Origin of the sequence: Aquidulcibacter paucihalophilus, from assembly GCF_002105465.1 — a bacterium.
In the GTDB taxonomy this organism is placed as follows: Bacteria; Pseudomonadota; Alphaproteobacteria; order Caulobacterales; family Aquidulcibacteraceae; genus Aquidulcibacter; species Aquidulcibacter paucihalophilus.
This window is the reverse complement of the sequence record NZ_NCSQ01000025.1, coordinates 15,602-35,109: the sequence shown is the minus strand read 5'-3', so window position 1 is coordinate 35,109 and position 19,508 is coordinate 15,602. Positions and strand designations below refer to the sequence as shown.

The 19,508-nt window shown below is 55.6% G+C and carries 17 protein-coding genes; 4 read left to right on the top strand and 13 right to left on the bottom strand.

The annotated features are described in order from the left end of the window. Window positions 1-4 precede the first annotated feature (4 nt). The 6 genes from B7364_RS02060 to B7364_RS02035 all read right to left on the bottom strand — a co-directional run bounded on the left by B7364_RS02060 (window position 5) and on the right by B7364_RS02035 (window position 4,768). Window positions 5-406 (bottom strand): Mth938-like domain-containing protein, encoded by a 402-nt coding sequence (locus tag B7364_RS02060; RefSeq protein ID WP_085338278.1) that lies wholly within the window; start codon window positions 404-406, stop codon window positions 5-7. A 5-nt stretch (window positions 407-411) separates the two neighbouring features. Further along, on the bottom strand, window positions 412-1,356 hold the full coding sequence (secF, locus tag B7364_RS02055) for a protein translocase subunit SecF (RefSeq protein ID WP_085338277.1): 945 nt from the start codon (window positions 1,354-1,356) through the stop codon (window positions 412-414). Between the two features lie 11 nt (window positions 1,357-1,367). Continuing rightward, the gene (secD, locus tag B7364_RS02050) at window positions 1,368-3,017 is read right to left on the bottom strand and encodes a protein translocase subunit SecD (RefSeq protein WP_085338276.1); all 1,650 of its coding nucleotides are present in this window, start codon (window positions 3,015-3,017) and stop codon (window positions 1,368-1,370) included. Window positions 3,018-3,076: 59 nt separating this feature from the next. Continuing rightward, window positions 3,077-3,427, bottom strand: a complete 351-nt coding sequence (yajC, locus tag B7364_RS02045; RefSeq protein WP_085338275.1) for a preprotein translocase subunit YajC — start codon at window positions 3,425-3,427, stop codon at window positions 3,077-3,079. 186 nt (window positions 3,428-3,613) lie between these two features. After that, window positions 3,614-4,165, bottom strand: coding sequence for a histidine phosphatase family protein (locus B7364_RS02040; protein WP_085338274.1), 552 nt, complete (start codon window positions 4,163-4,165; stop codon window positions 3,614-3,616). 21 nt (window positions 4,166-4,186) lie between these two features. Continuing rightward, on the bottom strand, window positions 4,187-4,768 hold the full coding sequence (locus tag B7364_RS02035) for a VOC family protein (RefSeq protein WP_085338305.1): 582 nt from the start codon (window positions 4,766-4,768) through the stop codon (window positions 4,187-4,189). A 141-nt stretch (window positions 4,769-4,909) separates the two neighbouring features. Here B7364_RS02035 and B7364_RS02030 point away from each other — a divergent pair, with 141 nt between their 5' ends. Next, window positions 4,910-6,265: an amidohydrolase gene (locus B7364_RS02030; protein ID WP_085338273.1), complete on the top strand. Its 1,356-nt coding sequence runs from the start codon at window positions 4,910-4,912 to the stop codon at window positions 6,263-6,265. A 25-nt stretch (window positions 6,266-6,290) separates the two neighbouring features. On the opposite strand, the gene B7364_RS02025 is transcribed toward B7364_RS02030, so the two are convergent. The 4 genes from B7364_RS02025 to miaA all read right to left on the bottom strand — a co-directional run bounded on the left by B7364_RS02025 (window position 6,291) and on the right by miaA (window position 9,775). Beyond that, entirely contained in the window at window positions 6,291-7,046 is a 756-nt protein-coding gene (locus B7364_RS02025; RefSeq protein WP_085338272.1) for a histidine phosphatase family protein, read from the bottom strand. Continuing rightward, entirely contained in the window at window positions 7,043-8,137 is a 1,095-nt protein-coding gene (locus tag B7364_RS02020) for a CaiB/BaiF CoA transferase family protein (RefSeq protein ID WP_085338304.1), read from the bottom strand. Before B7364_RS02020 ends, B7364_RS02025 begins: the two co-directional genes overlap by 4 nt. A gap of 94 nt (window positions 8,138-8,231) precedes the next feature. Next, window positions 8,232-8,909 (bottom strand): class I SAM-dependent methyltransferase, encoded by a 678-nt coding sequence (locus tag B7364_RS02015; protein WP_085338271.1) that lies wholly within the window; start codon window positions 8,907-8,909, stop codon window positions 8,232-8,234. Then, window positions 8,906-9,775 (bottom strand): tRNA (adenosine(37)-N6)-dimethylallyltransferase MiaA, encoded by an 870-nt coding sequence (miaA, locus tag B7364_RS02010; RefSeq protein WP_085338270.1) that lies wholly within the window; start codon window positions 9,773-9,775, stop codon window positions 8,906-8,908. Before miaA ends, B7364_RS02015 begins: the two co-directional genes overlap by 4 nt. Before the next feature lie 70 nt (window positions 9,776-9,845). On the opposite strand from miaA, the gene serB reads away from it, so the two are divergent. Further along, complete coding sequence (serB, locus tag B7364_RS02005) at window positions 9,846-10,709, top strand: phosphoserine phosphatase SerB (RefSeq protein ID WP_085338303.1); 864 nt, start codon at window positions 9,846-9,848, stop codon at window positions 10,707-10,709. 87 nt (window positions 10,710-10,796) lie between these two features. After that, entirely contained in the window at window positions 10,797-12,191 is a 1,395-nt protein-coding gene (locus B7364_RS02000; RefSeq protein WP_085338269.1) for an alpha/beta fold hydrolase, read from the top strand. A gap of 25 nt (window positions 12,192-12,216) precedes the next feature. On the opposite strand, the gene B7364_RS01995 is transcribed toward B7364_RS02000, so the two are convergent. Further along, window positions 12,217-13,887, bottom strand: coding sequence for a phosphate ABC transporter substrate-binding/OmpA family protein (locus tag B7364_RS01995; RefSeq protein ID WP_085338268.1), 1,671 nt, complete (start codon window positions 13,885-13,887; stop codon window positions 12,217-12,219). A gap of 88 nt (window positions 13,888-13,975) precedes the next feature. Further along, window positions 13,976-15,346, bottom strand: a complete 1,371-nt coding sequence (locus B7364_RS01990; protein WP_085338267.1) for a S1C family serine protease — start codon at window positions 15,344-15,346, stop codon at window positions 13,976-13,978. Window positions 15,347-15,520: 174 nt separating this feature from the next. Here B7364_RS01990 and B7364_RS01985 point away from each other — a divergent pair, with 174 nt between their 5' ends. Continuing rightward, window positions 15,521-17,626, top strand: coding sequence for a TonB-dependent receptor plug domain-containing protein (locus tag B7364_RS01985; protein ID WP_085338266.1), 2,106 nt, complete (start codon window positions 15,521-15,523; stop codon window positions 17,624-17,626). Window positions 17,627-17,642: 16 nt separating this feature from the next. On the opposite strand, the gene B7364_RS01980 is transcribed toward B7364_RS01985, so the two are convergent. After that, a complete protein-coding gene (locus B7364_RS01980; protein ID WP_085338265.1) occupies window positions 17,643-19,424 on the bottom strand; it encodes a peptide MFS transporter in 1,782 nt (593 codons plus the stop codon). Between the last annotated feature and the right edge of the window lie 84 nt (window positions 19,425-19,508).

Here is a 19,508-nt window from a genome sequence, read left to right as displayed (position 1 = left end):
TATGTCACGTGACAGGTAACATTGCCACTGCAAAGTGACGGCCCTCGGTCGCTAAGTGATTATAGGTCCGACAAGCCGCAGGGGTTGCCATAAGCTCCAGGCCGATGCCTGCCCCCTTCAACAGATTGCGCAAACCAGAGGGTGGGGGTACCAGATCAGGGCCGGTGCCCAATAACAAGAATTCAATCTCACCCTTGAGCGCCAAGATTGGTGCCACATGGTCGGCCAAAGTCCCAGCCATCAGGTCCGTCATGGTGAGAGGGCCCCAGGCAGAAGGACTATCCGCTAAGATCAGGACTGAACCCTCAAGCCGCACATCGCCTGTCTCCAGACCAAAGCGAAAGCCACCCGCGCCATAAGCCGTAATGAGCGGGCGGCCTTTGCCAGTTGCGGGTACTAATTGCATCGTGCCTAGGGCCGCGCGTCAGCTTCGGTTCTGGCTGCTGCCTTTTCAGCGCCGCGTTTGGGCGGCCATAGGATCAGCACGGGTGCGGCAACATAGATCGACGAATAGGTACCGATGAAGACGCCAAACAGCATGGTGACCGTAAACACCTGCATGGTTTCACCGCCCACTACAGTCAGACCCAACAGGGCGAGGAAGGTGGTCAAAGCGGTGATGATGGTGCGCGACAAGGTTTCATTGGTCGACAGGTCAATAATGGCACCCAAAGGCATCTTCTTATATTTCCGCATGTTTTCACGCATGCGATCAAACACCACGACGGTGTCGTTCATCGAATAGCCAATGATCGTCAACAAAGCGGCAATCGTTGTCAGCGAAAAGTCGAGCTGGGTGATCGACATAAAGCCAAGGGTGAGAATGATATCGTGCGCCAACGCCACAATGGAACCAAAGCCCATCTGCAATTCAAACCGCGTCCAGATATAAAGAACAACCAGCAAAATCGCGATGCCAAGCGCCAAAGCGCCATTGACGCCCAATTCTTCAGAAACCTTAGGGCCCACGACTTCTACACGCGGGAACTTAACGCCCGGCATAATCGCGCGTAATTCGGCCTTCACTGCGTCAACTGTCGCCGAAGCGTCTGCCCCTTCAGGTGGCAAGAAGCGGATCATGGCTTGGTTCGGCTCTTGGAAGTCTTGCACGCCGACGTCGCGCAAATTCATATTGCCTACGCGTTCGCGAACTTGAGCCAAATTGATTGGCTTATCCCAAACTGCCTCAACCACTGTGCCGCCTCTAAAGTCGATCCCGAAATTCAACCCGAGAGTGAAACAAGATACCAGCGAGGCGATACACAGAACCACCGAGACGATAGCTGCCGGCATAGAAAAACGAACAAACCCGAACTTGGTATTCTTGGGGATGAGCTTGATAAAGGGCCACTTCATGTTCGTATTCCTCAGATCGGCAGGCGCTTGGGTTTGGTCTGCCGATACCAGGCAGCAACCAGAACCTGCGTCATCAGGATGGCAGTAAAGAGCGACGTGATCACGCCGATAGAAAGGGTCCAGGCAAAGCCGCGCACGGGGCCTGCACCAAAGTAGAACAGGATCAATGCGGTCAAGAGGGCTGTGACGTTGGCATCCATAACAGTCACAATGGCTCGTTTAAAGCCGGCATCAATCGCTAAGGCCGTAGATCGGCCCGCCAATTCCTCTTCTCGCATGCGTTCATAAATCAGCACGTTGGCGTCGACGGCCGCACCAATGGTCAAGATAAGCCCGGCGATACCTGGCAAGGTCAGGGTAGCTCCCACCATGGTCATGGCTGCCAAGATCAAGATCAAATTGACGGCAAGCGCCAGAATAGCGATCCCGCCGAAAATGAGGCCATAGGCTAAGATCATAAAGGCGACAATCAAGAACATGGCGATGATACCAGCAGTCGCGCCCGCATTGATGGAATCGCGTCCAAGTTCAGGACCAACGGTACGCTGTTCCATGACTTTCAACGGCGCGGGCAATGCCCCCGCACGCAGCAAGGTCGCCAATTCGTTGGCGCTTTCAATGGTGAAGCTGCCCGAAATCTGGCCATTGCCTCCTAAGATAGGCTCGCGAATGGTCGGCGCGGACAGAACTTTATCATCCAGTACAATAGCAAAGCGCTTGCCGACATTCTCGGTAGAAGCGCGCGCAAAGGCCCGTGCACCTGCGCCATCAAACTGGAATGTAACCGCGGGCTCACCGGTCTGCTGGTCAAAGCCAGGGTCTGCTTTGGTGAGGTTATCGCCAGTTACGAGAGCGCGGCGACGAACCAAAACTTGGGGTTCACGCGGTTCGCCCGGTTGCTCCAGCAAGATAGATCCCGGCGGAATCCGGCCAGCTGCTGCTTCCGCAGGCGAGACGGTTTCATCGACCATTTGGAAGGTCAGTCGGGCGGTTTGGCCAACCAAGCGCTTAAGCTTTTCAGGATCGCTTTCCCCTGGGGCTTGCACCACAATCCGGTCAACGCCTTGTCGCGTGATGGCGGGCTCTTTTGTGCCGGTCTCGTCAATTCGGCGACGGATAACTTCGATCGATTGGCTCACCGCGCGGCGGGTCATCGAGGTTTTTGCTTCTTCGGTGAGACGGATTTCGATCACATTGCCTGGCACGGCTTTGACGTCCAAATCGGTCCGGCCGGTTGGGCCGGTTAAGCCGATTACGGGGGAAGCTAAAGATTCGATGCGCTTGATCGCTTCAGGAATATCGGCAGGGTTCTGGATCGTCACGCGCGCGACTTGACCATCTGGGGTCAAACCGCGCCCGGCGAACAAGATGGGGGTCTTGGCTGAACCCAATTCACCTGGACGGCGCTGGCCGCGCAATTCCCGCGAAAGGTCGTCTGCGACAGCCTCCAAGCGGGCCTTGTAGACCACTTGGCTCTCCACCTCGAACATCAAATAGGAACCGCCTTGAAGGTCTAGACCGAGATTAACCGTTTTGCTCGGCAGGAAGCTCGGCATCGAGTCGCGGACCGATTGCGGCAGCGCATTCGGCAGGGCGTAAATCAAGCCCAAGAGAGAAACGATGATAACGGCGAGAACCCGCCAGCGCGCAACATGTAACACGTCTATCTAGCCCTTCGGCAGAAGCAGACCCTTTTTGGATGGGGCTGCACTGATCTCAATTAGGATTTTGCGTCATTGGCGACGACAGGTTCGCCCTTGCCTTGTACTTGGCTTACGGTCGACTTGATGACACGAACCGCAACATTGGGGGCGATTTCGACGGTTAATTCATCATCCGCAACTTTGGTCACTTTACCAATAATGCCACCCGAGGTGATGACGCTGTCGCCGCGACGGATCGCAGCCAACATCTCTGCATGTTGTTTCATGCGCTTTTGCTGTGGGCGGATCAAAAGAAAATAGAAAACCACCAAAATCATCACGAGTGGCAAAAGTTGCATCATAATGACTTCTGGGCCTGCTGGGGCCGCAGCGCCGGCAGCTTGAGCATAAGCGGGGGTGGGGAACATAAGGACCTCAAAGTTTCTGTGGAACAGAGGAATAGGCGGTTGATCGGTGCGCTGCAGGTAAGGACGCCGAACCCAAATGGCAAGGCACACCGCAGCAAGGCCGGGGAGTTAGCATGCTCGGGACCTCTGCGGCAATGAAACTTGACACATTGCCGTGATCTCGCGGTCTTGTGACTGATCTTGAGCTCAGGTCAGCCGGATGGGTGCCTCTTCGCCTAAGCTCACAACCGTCAACACCCCACCTGAATTGCGCAAGATCGTCACCGAGGCATGGCCCGGTTTAAAACAGGTCACGGTATCGGACTTGGTTGCAAGGCCCACGGCTGCATTGATCGCGACAAAGTGCGAGAATACCAGCGTATCATCATTGAGCGCTAACAAGGCTTGGCCGATTTGATCTCGCCAATCGCGCAGCCCGTGATCGATATGGGCGTCATGCCAGGATCCGCTCATCACTTGGGTCAGCCAAGCCCGGTGATCAGCTACATCGGCGGGGACTGGAATTTCAGCAACGCGCGATTCGATATGCGGCACAGTCCCAATAGCCACGGCGGTGGGACGCGCCGTTTCCTGACAACGCGCGAGTGGAGATGTCCAAACCGAACTCGCCCCTACATCTTTAAGAGTCTGGGCGGCCGCTCCAGCTTGCTGACGGCCCAACTCGGACAAGCCTGGATTGGGATGAGCCCCCCAGAATGCGGCAGGCTCTGCGTGACGCACCAGATAGATCAGGGACATAAAGGCTCCTAGCCAAAGTTTTTAGGTCTTTTGCGTCGCGTTTAGGGCTTTCTGCGCGGCTGTGCGAGCGGTCCAAGCCGCGATGATTTCAGCAGCATTGGCGGATTCTTCAGCCATAATCTCATCATGTTTCGGATCACGGCAGGTGATCTCGACATTGATGCCATTGGGGTCATAGAAGTAGATGGAGTGGACGAAATGGTGATCAATCGGGCCAAAGCAAGGGATGCCCGCCTGATCGAGCCGTTCTTTAAAGGCCATCATGGCCGCGTGGTTTTCAGCTTCCATCGCGAAATGCAAATCCATGCCCCATTTCATTTTGAACTTGCCGCTATGGGCCCCTTCGGGCACGTCAAAGAAGGCAACATAATTGCCATCTCCCAATTCAAAGAACAGATGCATGTAGGGAATTGGCCGACCTGAGCCCGGCTCTTCTTCAAACACTAAGGCAGCTTTGAGGGGAAGGCCTAGAATGTCTTCATAGAACTGGCGCGTCTCTTCAGCATCGCGACAACGAAACGCACTGTGGTGGACACCTTTTAGAGTCGGAGCCGGGTTGATCAATTTGGCTTTATTCGCGGCTTCTGCAAAGTCGATTGCCATGGCCATTTCCCTGAAACAGTCTGCGTTGCCTCTTAGTTTATCGAAGTTTTGGCAGAGGGATAGCCAGAAGGCTGTTGAGCCTTTGCAACCGTTGCTTCAGGCGCAGTTGACAGACCCTTGGTTCCACATAACGTTCTTGTGATGAGAAACTTGACCCCCACCAGCATCGCGAGCCTCTTCTTGGCTGTTTCCATGGTTTCAGCAGCGAAAGCGCCCGCTCCCATTTCCGCAGCGGAGATTCATGCGGCCGCTGATGCGATGGCCCCAAAGGTAGTGGCGTGGCGTCGGGATATCCATGAACATCCAGAGCTTTCGAATCGAGAGTTTCGCACGAGTGCCTTGGTTGCCGCCCATCTCAGATCGCTTGGCCTTGAAGTGCGCGAAAATGTCGCCAAAACAGGCGTTGTCGCCATTTTACGTGGTGGCCGTCCGGGCCCGGTCGTCGCACTGCGGGCGGATATGGATGCGTTACCGGTCCTAGAAACCACAGGCCTTCCTTTTGCATCCAAAGCGGTTGGGGAATATCTCGGCAATAAGGTGCCCGTCGCCCATGCTTGTGGACACGACGCCCATACCGCCATGCTGATGGGGGCCGCTGAAGTGCTTACCAAAATGAAAGACCGGATCCCCGGCACCATTGTCTTTATCTTCCAGCCAGCTGAAGAAGGTGCACCTCCGGGCGAAAAGGGCGGTGCGTCGCTGATGATCGAAGAGGGTGCGCTGCAAAATCCGGCCCCGTCCGCCATTTTCGGCCTGCATGTGTTTCCAGGCCCCCCTGGTACGATCCACTATCGTCCAGGCGGTTTTATGGCGGCTTCCGATAAGTTCCAAGTCTTCATCAAGGGAAAGCAAACCCATGGTGCCGCGCCTTGGGCTGGGATCGACATCATGTCGCTACAGGCAGCCATCATTCAAGACTTCAACCGCTTGGCAGCCCGCACGGTCGATGTGACGGCAACACCGACCATCATCACCACCGCCATGGTTCATGGTGGCGTGCGCTATAACATCATTCCAGACACGTTGGAGATGGGCGGAACGTTACGCACCTTCGACAATGCTCAGCGCCAAGATGTCAAGAATAAGATGGAAAAGACAGTCCTAACTCTCGCGTCTGCCTATGGCGCGGAAGCCAAAATCTCCTTCAACAGCGGCGACCCCTATGGCGGCAATAATGTCACCTTTAATGACCCGAATTTAGCCCGCGCCACCCAATCGGCTTTGGCTGAAGCGGTTGGTGCCGACAAGGTGAATATCAATCGTCCGCCCGTCACCGGCGCAGAGGATTTTGCCGACTACCAAGCTGTGATTCCTGGCGTCTTCTATCATTTGGGAGCCAGTAAAGCAGGCGTGCCGGAATCAGAATGGACCATCAATCACGCGCCTAATTTCGACACCAATGAAGACGTCCTGCCCATTGGTGTGCGCACCCATGTGCTGACAGCCATCCGTTACTTAGAACGCGGCGTGCCGGCGGTTCGCTCGAAAGGGAATTGAGGGGCTAGCCCACGCCGACCCCCACCTATTCCTCAACCTCATCTTCCAGCTCTGGGGCGGTGAAAATAGCCTCAAAGCTGGTTTGGTGCATGCCGGCTTTCAGCCACCCATAAGGCGTGACATTGGTTGCCTTGATGATGCGGCGCTCAATCCGGCTGATGGGGCTATCATCTTCTTCTGGCACCAGATCAAAGTCCAAAATATTCACGCAGGCCAGATCCTGCTCAAATGGTAGTGAGGCCGCTGGCCCTGCTCCGCACATCCAGCCCAGTAACAGCCGGTTGATGCCTTCATGGGCGACAACCAAGGCGCTGCTCCAACCCGGACGATGCAGCAAAGCCTCAATCGAGGCGACAGCGCGCGCATAGGCATCGGCGAACAGCTCACCGCCTTCAAAGAAAGTCGCGCCTTCTTGGCCCGCTTGCTCAAAGGTGAACGTCAGATAGGCACTTAATTCCTCGCGGGTAGCAAAGGGGATGAACTTGCCAGAGTGGAGTTCCGTTAAGCCCGGCTCATCTTCCAAGACAGGCGGGGCCATATGTTGCGACAACACGATTTCGGCCGTCTCGCGCGTGCGGCGTAGACCCGAACAAATAGCGATATCCAAGGGCACATGGGCAAAGGCAGCCGCTGCAGCTTTGGCCTGCTCCTTTCCTAAAGGTGTCAACCGGGCAATCGTCGGATCTTGTGACTTGACGACTTCGCGCGAGCCATAATCTACATGGCCGTGGCGCATGAGATAGATACGGCGGCGGCCGGTCGTGCCCTCTAAAGCGCTCACGATGAAATACCCCAATCGGCCAAGATATCTTGGCTGTGTTGGCCAGGTTTTGGCGAGACAGAGCGAATGGTGCCCGGCGTCTTTGAAAAACGTGGCGCGGGCGCGGGCTGGGTAACGCCTTCGACCTCGACAAAGGTCTGGCGCGCGACATTGTGGGGATGTTGAGCAGCCTCTTCCCAACTCAAGACGGGCGCAAAGCACACATCTGTGCCTTCCATGATAGCCGTCCATTCATCACGCGTTTTGGTCTTGAAGATCGCTGCGATCTTTTCCGACAAAGCGGTCCAATTGGCGCGGTCAAACTGGTTTTGGAAGGCGGGATCGGTTATCTTCGCCTGTTGCAGCAAGAGGGCGTAGAATTGGGGTTCTATCGAGCCTATCGAAACCCATTTTCCATCGCTGGTTTCATAGCAATCATAGAAATGTGCGCCGCCGTCGAGCAAATTGGCGTCGCGCGCGTCTTGCCACATGCCGCTAGCGCGCATGCCCCAGAACATGGAGGTGAGTGAAGCAGCCCCATCAGTCATCGCCACGTCGATCACTTGGCCTTCACCGGTGGCGCGGGCATGAATAACCCCCGCCAACAGGCCAAAGGCCAGATAAAGCGCGCCACCACCATAATCACCAATCAGATTAAGCGGCGGGGCTGGCGGCTCCCCTTGTCGACCGGTCGCCCAAAGCGCACCCGTCAAAGCGATATAATTGAGGTCGTGACCCGCCGCTTTCGCCAAAGGCCCAAACTGGCCCCAGCCTGTCATGCGGCCATAAACCAGCTTGGGATTACGGGTCAAAACAACATCGGGCCCAAGACCTAATTTCTCCAGCACCCCAGGGCGATAGCCTTCCAGCATGGCATCGGCCTTTTCCAAGAGCTTCAGGCAGGTTTCAACATCGTCGGGATTTTTCAGGTCCAGACTGATTGAACGACGACCGCGCCCGGTGACGTCTTTGGCCCCGCCGCCGGAGCGTGACCTTGGGCCATCAATGCGGATGACGTCTGCACCCAAGTCAGACAACAACATGCCGCAGAAAGGCCCTGGACCAATTGCTTCAAATTCGACGACTTTGATGCCACTTAATGGACCCGACATGTCTTTCCCCTTGAGCTTTGGATTGCGGCCCTTCACGAACCTTTGGCGAGTGTGTTGCGACAATGCGGGCAAAAGCGCAATGGCCAAAGCCACTTCAGGCCGGGGATAAAGTCCAGTCCACCAGCCACGGCCAATCCGGCCCGCGGCGCAAGATTTTAGGCGCCGCATCTGGACCCAAATCACACGCCCGCCATTCTTTCAGACCGTCTACACGAAGACCTGCTTCAGTGAAGCCCGCCATCCAATCCTGAAAAGGATGGGCAAAGGCTGGCATAGTGACTTCGGTGCCATCCTTAGCTTTAAAATGCGCAGAAATACCCTGCAGCGACATGAAAGGATGAATCTCAATAATCTTGATTGTGCCGCCGGCTCGCAGGAGGCGGCGCGCCTCTCGCAGGGGCGACTTCAATTCTGCCACATGTTCGAGGGTCAAGGAAAACAAAATAAAATCCGCACTTTGATCCGGCAAAGCAATGGCAGCGCTCACATCTGCCTGAAACAATGTCCAGCTTGTATCGCGTTTAGTCGCCTGGACTAGCATTGCTGAGGATAGGTCAAACCCAACAAGCCGCGTTGCCCCTCGGGCGGCTAGCGCTGCAAGATTGCGTCCGGTCCCGCAGCCAAATTCCAAACACGTCTTTTGCGTCAAAGACAGGGACGCTTGGCTAAGAGCATGAGCGGCTGCAAAGACCATGGGATTGTCAAAACCATCATAGTCTAACGCCCACAAATCATAGGCTGCAGCGACACTAAGGGTCACGGGCCCGCTCATACTGAAATCATCTTCCAATCCGCGGCGCGGTTACGGATCCACGTCATCTGCCGCTTGGCATAATGGCGGCTATCGAGGATGGAGCGTGAAATGGCTTCCTCATAGCCGCATTGTTCTTCAAAGAAGTCGATCAAGCCTGGCATGCCAACGGCTTTCATCACCGGCAAATCAGGCTCAAGCCGGCGCTGGTAAAGTGCGTGGGCTTCGTTCAAACCACCCTCTTCCATCATACGTTGGAAGCGCGCCTCAATACGGGCATAAAGGACATCGCGCTCTGGCATCAGGGCAACGCCCTCCCAAGTACCCTCGGCCAGAATAGGGGGTTGGGGGTCCTGGTGCCATTCAGATAAGGGCCTGCCTGTTGCTTCAAAAACCTCCAAGGCGCGCGCAATGCGTACGGCATCTTTGGGCTCAATCTTGCACGCAGCTTTTGGATCAACCTGCATGAGGCGTGCATGGGCTGCACGGGGATCAGCGCCAACCAAGCGGCGGGTTGAGGCGCGAACTTCAGGTGGGACAGGTGGTGTAGGCACCAAGCCTCGCGTGAGGGCATGGGCATAAAGGCCTGTACCCCCAACTAGAATGGGTTTACGACCGCGGGCTTGGATTTCTGCAATTGCAGCTTCCGCTTCAGCGAGCCAAGCCCCCGTTGAATAGGCAACCGCCCCGTCAACATGGCCAAACAAATGATGCGGCACCTCACCCATTTCGGCCGCGCTGGGCCTTGCGGTCAAAATCTCTAGATCTGAATAGACTTGCATCGAGTCCATGTTGATGACTTCACCATTTTGCTCGATAGCAGCATCAATGGCATAGGCAGTCTTGCCCGAAGCCGTGGGGCCGAGAATAAGGAGGGCACGTTGCATCGCTTGCCTCTATCCCAAGTTACGGTGCCCCGCCAATAGTCTGATGCGAATAAGTTGAATGGAGTCTCAATTGCCTTCCTTGATCCTCGTAAGCCCCACTGGCGAAAAAGTCCTTGAAGAAGCGGTTGCGCGGATCGAAGCCCTGTGGGGCGAAGTTGCCTTAAGGACGATTCAAGCCGGCGAAGCGCTCCACATCGAGGCAAGTGATGGCGATGTGGAAGAAGCCATTTCTTGGTTGGACGGGCTGCCACTCGATATTTCTTCCAGACCGCCGATGCGCATGGGCCTGTTGGTCGCCGACATGGATTCCACCATTATTGGCTGCGAATGCCTCGATGAATTAGCCGACTTTGCCCATAAGAAGGCTGAAGTCTCGGCCATCACCGAACGTGCAATGGCGGGTGAGCTCGATTTTGAAGGCGCACTCACAGAGCGCGTTGCCATGCTGGCGGGCTTAGAGCTTTCCGCCTTACAAGCCTGCTATGAGGCCCGTGTGGCGCTGAACCCCGGTGCCGAAGTCTTTGTAAAGACCATGGCACATTTAGGGTCCCATTGTGCGTTGGTCTCAGGCGGCTTTAGCTTCTTTACCAGCCATGTTGCCGAGCGTGCTGGCTTCCATACCAATCGCGCCAATCAATTGCTAGATGATGGAACCCGCCTGACCGGGAAGGTCGGTCAGCCCATCTTGGGCAAGGAGGCTAAACTTGCTGCCCTCAAAGAAGATGCGGCGCGTCTTCAACTCGATTTGTCCCAAACTCTTGCTATTGGGGATGGAGCAAATGATTTGATGATGATTGAGGCGGCAGGCCTAGGCATTGCCTATCGTGCTAAGCCCATTGTTGCAGCCCAAGCCCCTGCCCGCATTGAGCATGGAACTTTGGAAAGCGCCCTCTTCTTTCAAGGCATCCCTCGCAGTGCTTTCGTCGCTGTCTAGAAGCCCATAAACCTTACCTCGAATTCATTTGAGTTATCCGCCCCTTCCCGCTTAGGACGAGCGCGGGATTTAGAGGAGGACGTGCGGATGACACGAGGAATTTTAATGGCCTCAGCCATGTTAGCTGGGGTGTTGGCTGGTGGAACTGCTGTTGCAAGCCAAAACAGCGCATCGCCGATCACGGCAGAATTAACCCGACGCGCGGCTCTAGGGGTGGCGTTCGAAAACACCAGCGAAGGTCCAAAAGTGACCACCGTCACCCCGCAATTAACGGCAGCTTTGGCGGGCGTAGCACCGGGTGACGTCATCCTTAGCCTGAATGGCAAGGCCATTAAAACCAGTGCCGAACTTGTTGCAGCCGCAGGCTTGTTGCGCGCCGGCGACACCACCACACTGACGATCAAGCGCGGCGCAGAAACCAAAAGCCTCACCGCCAAAGCCACCCCCCGTCCTTTGGAGGCCATCCCGAATGCCGATGTCCGCTATGGCACTGTCAGCTTTAAAGACGGCAGATTGCGCGACATTTTGGTGACTCCGAAGAATGGAGCAGATGGAGCCCCCGTTGTCTTTTTGGTGCAAGGCTATGGCTGCGGCAGCGTCGAGGGGCCTGCCACCCATCCCTATCATTTGTTGGCAAAGACGTTGGCAGAAGCCGGCATCGGGTCTTACCGGATAGAAAAGTTGGGCATGGGCGACAGCGTCACGAACACGCCCTGTCTTAAGACTGACTTTGCCTTGGAAATGGAAGGCTTTGAAGCGGGCTACCAAGCCCTCATCAAGGACCGAGGTATCAACCCTAATCGCATCATTATTTTGGGCCACTCTATGGGTGGGATACAAGCCCCCCTGATTGCCGCCAAAGGGCCCGCCCCTCGCGGGGTAATGGTTTTTGGCACCGCTCTGCGCAATTGGCAGGACTATATGCAAGAGCTGTTTGCCATGCAGGGTTTTCTATCTGCGGGGGCCGATCCAGCCGAAGCCGAACAAGCGGCCAAAGCCTTCAGGCCATTGATGCAGCGAATTTTCAATGAAAGTGTAAGCCTCAAGACCATCGCGAATGAAAACCCAAATCATGAAGCCATGTTGCGTGCTGCATTCGCTTGGGACGGGGATGACTTAATCTTGGGCCGCAATCTCGCCTATTGGCGGGGCGTGGCTGCACAAGACACAGTTGCGGCTTGGCGCGATACCAAGGCCCCGGTTCTGGCCATCTATGGTGAAGCAGACTTTGCGGCCATTGATGAGCGCGACCACAAGCGCATTGTTGACGTCGTCAATTTCTACCGTCCCGGCACAGCGACCTATCGCTTCCTGCCTCTAACGGGTCATGGCTTTGATTTGCAGGCAACCCGCGAAGAAGTTCGGGCCGCCAATCAAGCTGGCAAACCAGTAACCATCGCGCCTTACAATCCTGAGCTTACCCAGATCATGGCGGCTTGGATCAATAGCCTGCCTACAAAAGCGCAGTCTGCTGCGAACTAATCGAAGTGTCACTGCCGGAGGGCGATTAGCCCTTCGGCACCGGTTCACCTTCCGCCGGAGGACGCGGCGGGCCCAAACGAACACCCTGTGGAATCCCCCGCGTTGCGGTTTCGGCCTCAGCACCCAGATTGATCAGCGGACAAGCAGGTGGCGCACACAGCCAAATCTCCACCCGCCGATTGCGGATACGTCCACGCTCGTCAGAATTTGAGCCCACCGGCAATGAGTCGCCATACGAGCGCACGACACCGGGTGTCACGCCTAAGCCTTGCAAAGCCAAAGCAACCGTTTCGGCCCGCGATTGGGCAAGCCCAATATTGGTGGCCCGGGCCCCCACATTGTCAGCGAAGCCCAGAACGGCGATTCGGCGCTTATCAATCTGGTTCTTATTGATAAAGGCGACAAAGCGTTTGAGATCTTCTTCCGCACGCGAGTCGGGCTGATTGGCCCCATCATAGAAGCGGATGTCGAAATTCATCCGCTCGGCGAACCGACCGAAGGTCCGGTAATCGCTTGGCGCATCTGGAGGGGTCAGAACCTTGACCGCCCCTAAGCGCAACGGGGTAACACCCATACGCGCCACCAATTCTTGGCCCGGCGGCGAGGTGGCAAAATCAGCAAAATCGCGCGCATTGGGGTCGCCACCTGAGGAGCCGACATAAACAAACAGGCGCTCGGTGAAAGGATACGTCTCTGTCGAGATGGAAAAATCATCCGCACCAACTGAACGGGCACCACGTTCATTCAACGCCAATGTCTTCACCCCACCCGTGCTACGCCGCGTAATCCCAATCGCCTTTTCATCGCGACTTACCGCATCGGCCACCGCGACAGGCCCTTCCAAGAAGGTGACGGTTTCCGGCGGTTCGCGGTCGCCCAACAAGCGCCCGGCTGGACTTGAGTCAAAATCCGCACCGAGATTTTCAAGCTTGATGACGATCTTGCCTTCAACCTCTTTAGAGACCTGATTCCAATCGGTGATTTCCCCGCTCAGGATCCGGCTCAAGGTTTCTGTATCAATTCGATTGAGTGGATTGTTCCGATTGACGACGACCAGGCTGGCATCAAGGCCAACAATCTTTTCGCTCGATGCATTGGTAAAATTGCCCAATGCCGACAGGCGATCAGCCTCTGTTGGCAAAACTTGTCGCAAAGACATCACGGCCTCAAGGCGTTGTTGGGTCAATGCTTCAAATCCACCTTGCGAAGAGGCCAGCGCAATGAGAACGCGCGCATTCTTGCCACCGCGTGAACCCTTGACCTCAATGACTCTGTCGCCCTGTTCTGCTTTGACAGACGAATAGCCTCTCACGCGCATCCAAGCCGATACGAGGTCCATCATCACGGTCGGTCCCATGCTGGACGAACCACCAATCCGAAACAAGACGTCGGCCGGCTTTGGCTGTCCAGACGCAAAGTCTTCAGTAATCGGAATCTGGCCCTGATCCTGTGCCGTGACGCGTTGTCCTTCAGCTTGGAAGAGCCAAGACATGTAGAAGAGGACCAAGATCCCGACGACAATGATGAGGCTTGTTACAGCCATCAACCATCCGAACAGATCGAGTTTAAGCGTGAAGCGGGGCAATTTGGGCGGGGTTGCGCCCTTGCCATGTGCAGGTTTAGCAGGCTTTTTGGTGGAATCCGGATTGATCACCTTATTCCAGTCATAAGGCACATCGTCGCGGCCGTCTGCCATCCAGAATTCCCCAGGTTTCCAAGTCTGCGATTACGCGCGCCAAGCGATAGTCGAGGCGGGCTGAAAGGTCTAGCTTTGCTGCCTGTTACTAACGCGTTGGACGCAGCGCGCGATAGATAGGCTTTCCATCGCGAAACAGACGGATGACCACAGCATCCCGCTTGCGGGCTGCAGCTTGCAAGGCCGCGCGTGCTTCCTGTGGACTAGCGATGGCACGACCTTGAACTTCCAGCAGACCATCGCCTGGGCGTACTTGATCCTTGCCGGGCCCAAAGGGGTCGAGGGCCGACACTACTACCCGCACTTCCGGAGGCAACTTCGGACGATCTGACGGTGCAGCTGAACGCAGCACAAGACCTAAAACAGAAACCGTGGGCGAGGCTTGCGCCGTTGGCGCACGCGCCTCACTTGGCGCGCGTCCGACAGTCAGATTGGCAAAGATGGCCTGTCGACCGCGGAAGCCCTCAAGCTTGACCTTTGCCCCAGCTGGCGCGGCGGCGACAAACCGCGCCAACGCGCGCGGGTCGGTGACGGGCTGGCCCGCCCATTTCAATATCCGGTCTCCCATCCGAAGACCCGCTTTAGCCGCTGGCGAATTGGCCGCAACATCGGCAACGACGACTCCATTTTGGCCAGTGCCACCTTCCTCCGGCGTCAACAGACGCGCCCGCAAGCCGATCCAACCCCGCTGCACGCTGCCTGATTGCAAAATGTCGGCGACAATCTTGCGCGCCAAATTCGAGGGAACAGCAAAGCCGATGCCGACCGAGCCACCTTGGGTCCCACCAGGTGAGACAATGGCGGTATTGACGCCAATCACTTCACCACGCGCATTGAATAAAGGCCCACCCGAATTGCCGCGATTAATGGCTGCATCGGTCTGCAAGAAATCGTCGTAGCGCCCGGCTTGCAGATCCCGATTTCGGGCTGAGATAACGCCGACAGACAAGGAATTGCCAAGCCCGAATGGGCTACCAATGGCAATCGCCCAATCCCCGACGCGGGCTGAATCACTATTTCCCCATGGCACGCTGGCCAAGCGTTGCGCGCCTGTGGCCCGCAAGACGGCAAGGTCGGTTTCGCTGTCGCGTCCGACCAATGTTGCCGGCAGAACAGTGCCATCTACCAGGATGATCTCAAACCGGTCGTTGCCTTCAATCACATGATTATTGGTTACAATAACGCCACGCGGATCAATGACAAAGCCCGAGCCAGATGAAGACCCGCCTGCTGCAGCATGGACGGCATCGCGGGGGGCGCCAACCAATGACCGCTTTGCACGGATCGCAACAACCGCTGGCTGCAACCGAGTTGATAGATCGGCAAATCCATTGCCTAATCCTAACCCCGGCCCAGCAGAACTGGGAGCCGCTCCTTGCGCACCCGCAGGCGCAAGACCCTGCAGGCCAAGCCCAATGGCCGAAATCCATAAACAAACAAGTAATCGTGCGATCCTCATAGAACAGGACTTAGACTGGAGCGGGCGTTTGGGAAAGTAACCCCACCCCGCAAAGCGCACGCAATCACATAAGCCATTCAATTAAAAAAACTTCATGACAGCCTTTTCACGGGTATTTGATGGCGAAGTAAGAGATAGAAGGGGCCACACATTATTTTGGGCGGGGAAACACCCATGGCTTTGGTCTCTTACCGCGCGCTGGCTTTCGCGCTCGCACCCTTTGTTGTTTGCAGCAGCCTGGGCTTGAGTTCGGCCTTGGCGCAGAAGGCTGAGACCACAGCCCCAGCGTCTAGCGTCACCAATGCGCTGCCGGAACTTGTTGATGGCAAGCGCACCTTCCTGCCCGCCTATTTCAACGACATTACCCCACAAACGGCTGCCGACATGGTGGTTCGCATTCCCGGCTTTAACATTGACGATGGGGAGTCAGTGCGTGGGTTTGGTGCAGCCGCTGGCAATGTGCTGATCGATGGCTCACGCCCAACCAGCAAGAATGAAAGTCTCTTCTCCATTCTCGCGCGGATCCCTGCGGGCAATGTTGAAAGTATCGAACTGCTTGAAGGGGCCGCTGCAGGTGCCCTAGCACCGGGCAAAAGCCTCGTTGTTAACGTGGTCCGCAAGGCGAATAACAAGGCCAGCGGCAAATGGGAGGTGCAAGCCACAGGCGTCGGTAGTGGCCGGATCAAGCCGAAGCTCGACACCTCTTACACATCAAAAATAGCTGGCTTCAATGTAACAACTGGCCTGCATGCGGAGATTGAAAACGTCGAAGACTTCATCGGCTTTGAAGGCATTTTGTCGCCCGCTGGGGTCTTTACCGAGCGCGGTCCGAATGATGACCGTCGCCGCTCAAAATATGCGCAAGCAACCTTCGCGGTCGATGGCAAACTAGGTGAAACTAAGCTCAATGCTAATGGTAGCTATATGGAAGGCAAATATCGTCGCACTTGGGTACATGTGGCGTTCCGCACCAATGCTACCCTGCCATTTCGGGTCGATGAGGGCCTTGAAACCAACACTACCCAGCGCTGGGAGATTGGCGGTGACGTAGAGCGCGATGTAGCCGGATGGACGGGAAAACTCGCGTTGCTTGCCAAGGCAACTGAGGACGAAAACTCTGACCTTGCAGGCTTTAATGCTGTTGGACAGGCAAAGAATTTTGGCCGCTTTATCGCCAGTTCCACCAATGAGGAACGGGTAGGACGCCTCACGTTCAAAAGGAAGTTCGGGGCCCACCAAATCGAAACAGGCGGGGAAGTTGCTTTCAATCGCCTCGATTTCAACGGGCAATATGCAGAAGGCAATGGCACAATCTTTGTGGTCCGCCCATCAGACATCTCATCCACCGAAGTTTCCGAGAACCGCAAGGAAGCTTTCATAAGCGATTCTTGGACGATTTCGCCCAAACTCACCCTGGAATCCACATTGACGGGCGAATGGTCCACGATTGAACAGACGGGGGCATCGGGCAAGAAACGGTCCTTCTTCTATCCCAAACCACGGGTCAAAGCGGCTTGGAAGCCACAAGATGGCTGGACCTATCGTATTGAAATCGAGCGGGTGGTGGGACAGTTAGATTTCGGTGCCTTCGCGGACTCTGCCTCTGTTGGCGACAGCAATCAGAATAGTGGCAATCCGGAATTAAGGCCCGAACAAATTTGGTCGGGCCTAATCGTCGTCGAACGACGTTGGGGGAAACGTGGGGTAATCAATGCCTCGCTCGTACAAGAAAAGTTTGAAGAGCAATTGACCCTTGTCCCCACCCGAAATGGTGGGGTTGCATTGGGTAATGTGCCTGAAGCCGAGCGCTGGGGCTATAATGTGACTTGGACCATCCCCTTGTCTGCGCTCCTGACAGGGTTGGAGCTAGAAGGGAATTATCGCTGGCGCGATTCTGAGCTGGTTGATCCGATCACCAACCAAGCCAGGCCTTTTTCTGGCTGGAACGGCAAGAATTTCAACACCAACATCAGTTATGAAATTCCCAAGAAGAAGTTGCGCATGGGTGCTTGGTATTGGCGTGGCAATAACAATCGGGAATATCGCCCGAACCAAACCTTTCAATGGGGCACGAACGACAGCTGGGGCGCATGGATCGAGACCAAGGCCTATAAGAATCTCAGCCTTGAATTCGGCGTTGAAGATCCGTTGGGGACGACTTTCAACCGTTTGCGAACCGACTTCACCCCTGACCGTCGATCAGGGGTGGTGCGCCAGACCCAATATCGTGAACGCTCTAAAGATGGGACGTGGTATCTTCTGGTCAAAGGCACGTTCTGACCAGAAGACCCCAGCTTTATCTTACGCCGTGAGCGAGCTTCTTTAGAAGCGGTGATGCCAAAGCCATCACCATGCCAATCCCAATCGACCAAAGACCAATCGCATTGAATACTTCAAGCGACGTTGCTAGGGCCTTGGCAGGATCGGTCACTTGACCGGCAACGGTCTCTGTTGCGGTCAATTGCGCGATGATGCCCCCCAGATATTGCGCGCCAGAGCTCGCCAAGAACCAGGTGGCCATCAGAGTTGAGAGGAGCTTAGGCGTAGATAATTTCGTCATCCAGCTCAGGCCTACTGGGCTTAAGCACAGCTCCCCTGTGGTATGCAGGAGATAGGCCAGTGCCAAGAAGATGACTGGAACACGGGCTTGGTCATCAGCAAATTTGGCACCCCATACGAGGATCAAGAATCCTAAGCCCACCTGCACCAAAGCAATGGCGAATTTCATCGGTGCCGATGGGTCCATATTGCGCTGGCCCAGCTTCACCCACAGCCATGCAAACACGGGGGCGAAGATCAGAATAAAGCCCGAATTGAAGCTTTGAGTCTGGGGCGCGCTAATGCTGACAAAGCCGTTGTCAGGCAAGGCTACATTGGTGGCGGTAAACAACGACAGCGACGAGCCTGCTTGTTCAAACAAAGTCCAGAATACAACCGATGCGGCGATCAAGACCAAGGCTAAAATCAAACGACCGGCCTCTTCTTTGCTGCACGCTGTAACCATATGATAGACAATATAGATCAGCACGGCGGCTGAGCCCAAGGCGAGCATGTTGCCAACCAATTGGTTGTTTTGCACCAAGAACCAGATGGCGGGAACCGAGACAATGGCCCCGATATAGATGGCGGTCTCCAAATTGATGGGCCCCAAAACCTTTTTCTTCAACGCTTCGGGATCGGGTGGCTCGCCCTTGCCTTCCAAGCTATCCTTACCGCGTACAAAGGCAATATAGCCCGCCAGCATACCGACGCCGGCAAGGCCAAAGCCTGCCCACCAGCCAACAACCGTCCCTAAAGCCCCACACAGAATTGCGGCCCAAAAGGCTCCCAGATTGATACCATAATAATAGAGGGTAAAGCCCGGATCGCGGCGTGGGTCGCCTTCGGGATAGAGCTGCCCCACAATGGAGGAAATACTGGGCTTCAAAAAGCCAACGCCCAAAATGATCAGAGACAGAGCGATGTAAAAGATGATTTCAAACGGACCTTCTGACTTCACCTTCTTCAACTCATAGCTGCCAGCTGGCAACAGGGCTGGAACTGGAGCCGTGGCAGGAAGGTCCTTGATCTCAATGCCTTTTTCAGAAGCACTATAAGCATAGGCTTGTTCGCCAATCTTCAGCTTGGCAACATAGTCTTCGTTGCGCCCTTCTGTGACAAATTCATACGTGGCACCTTGATAGGTCAGGGTCTGGGTGGTGGGCTTGCCTTCAAAGCCCATCGCAAAGTGACCAAACACCAGCGCCAAAGCGCCAAAGGCGATGGCTTTACGTGTTCCCAGGAAGCGGTCTGCTAGCACCCCACCAACCAGCGGCAAGAGATAAACAAGTGTCGTATAAGAGGAGTAGGTCTTTTGCGCGTCAGCTTGGTCAAACAAAAAGTGCTGCACCAAATAGACCGTGAGCAGGCCGCGCATGCCGTAATAGGAAAAGCGCTCCCACATTTCGGCAAAGAACAGCACACGCAAGCCTTTGGGGTGATTTTTCATCTCTCTGGCGACTGGGAAAATCGTCCCCAAAGTTACCAAAAGCCCACCGGCAAACACGATGTTCCAAATAACACCCCAAAGATCAGACATGATCAAACTCCCCCTGAGTGCCGCCTATAACGGACCCGTGATCTGTGGCGCGCACATGATCACGGGATCGCGATGAGAGCAAGG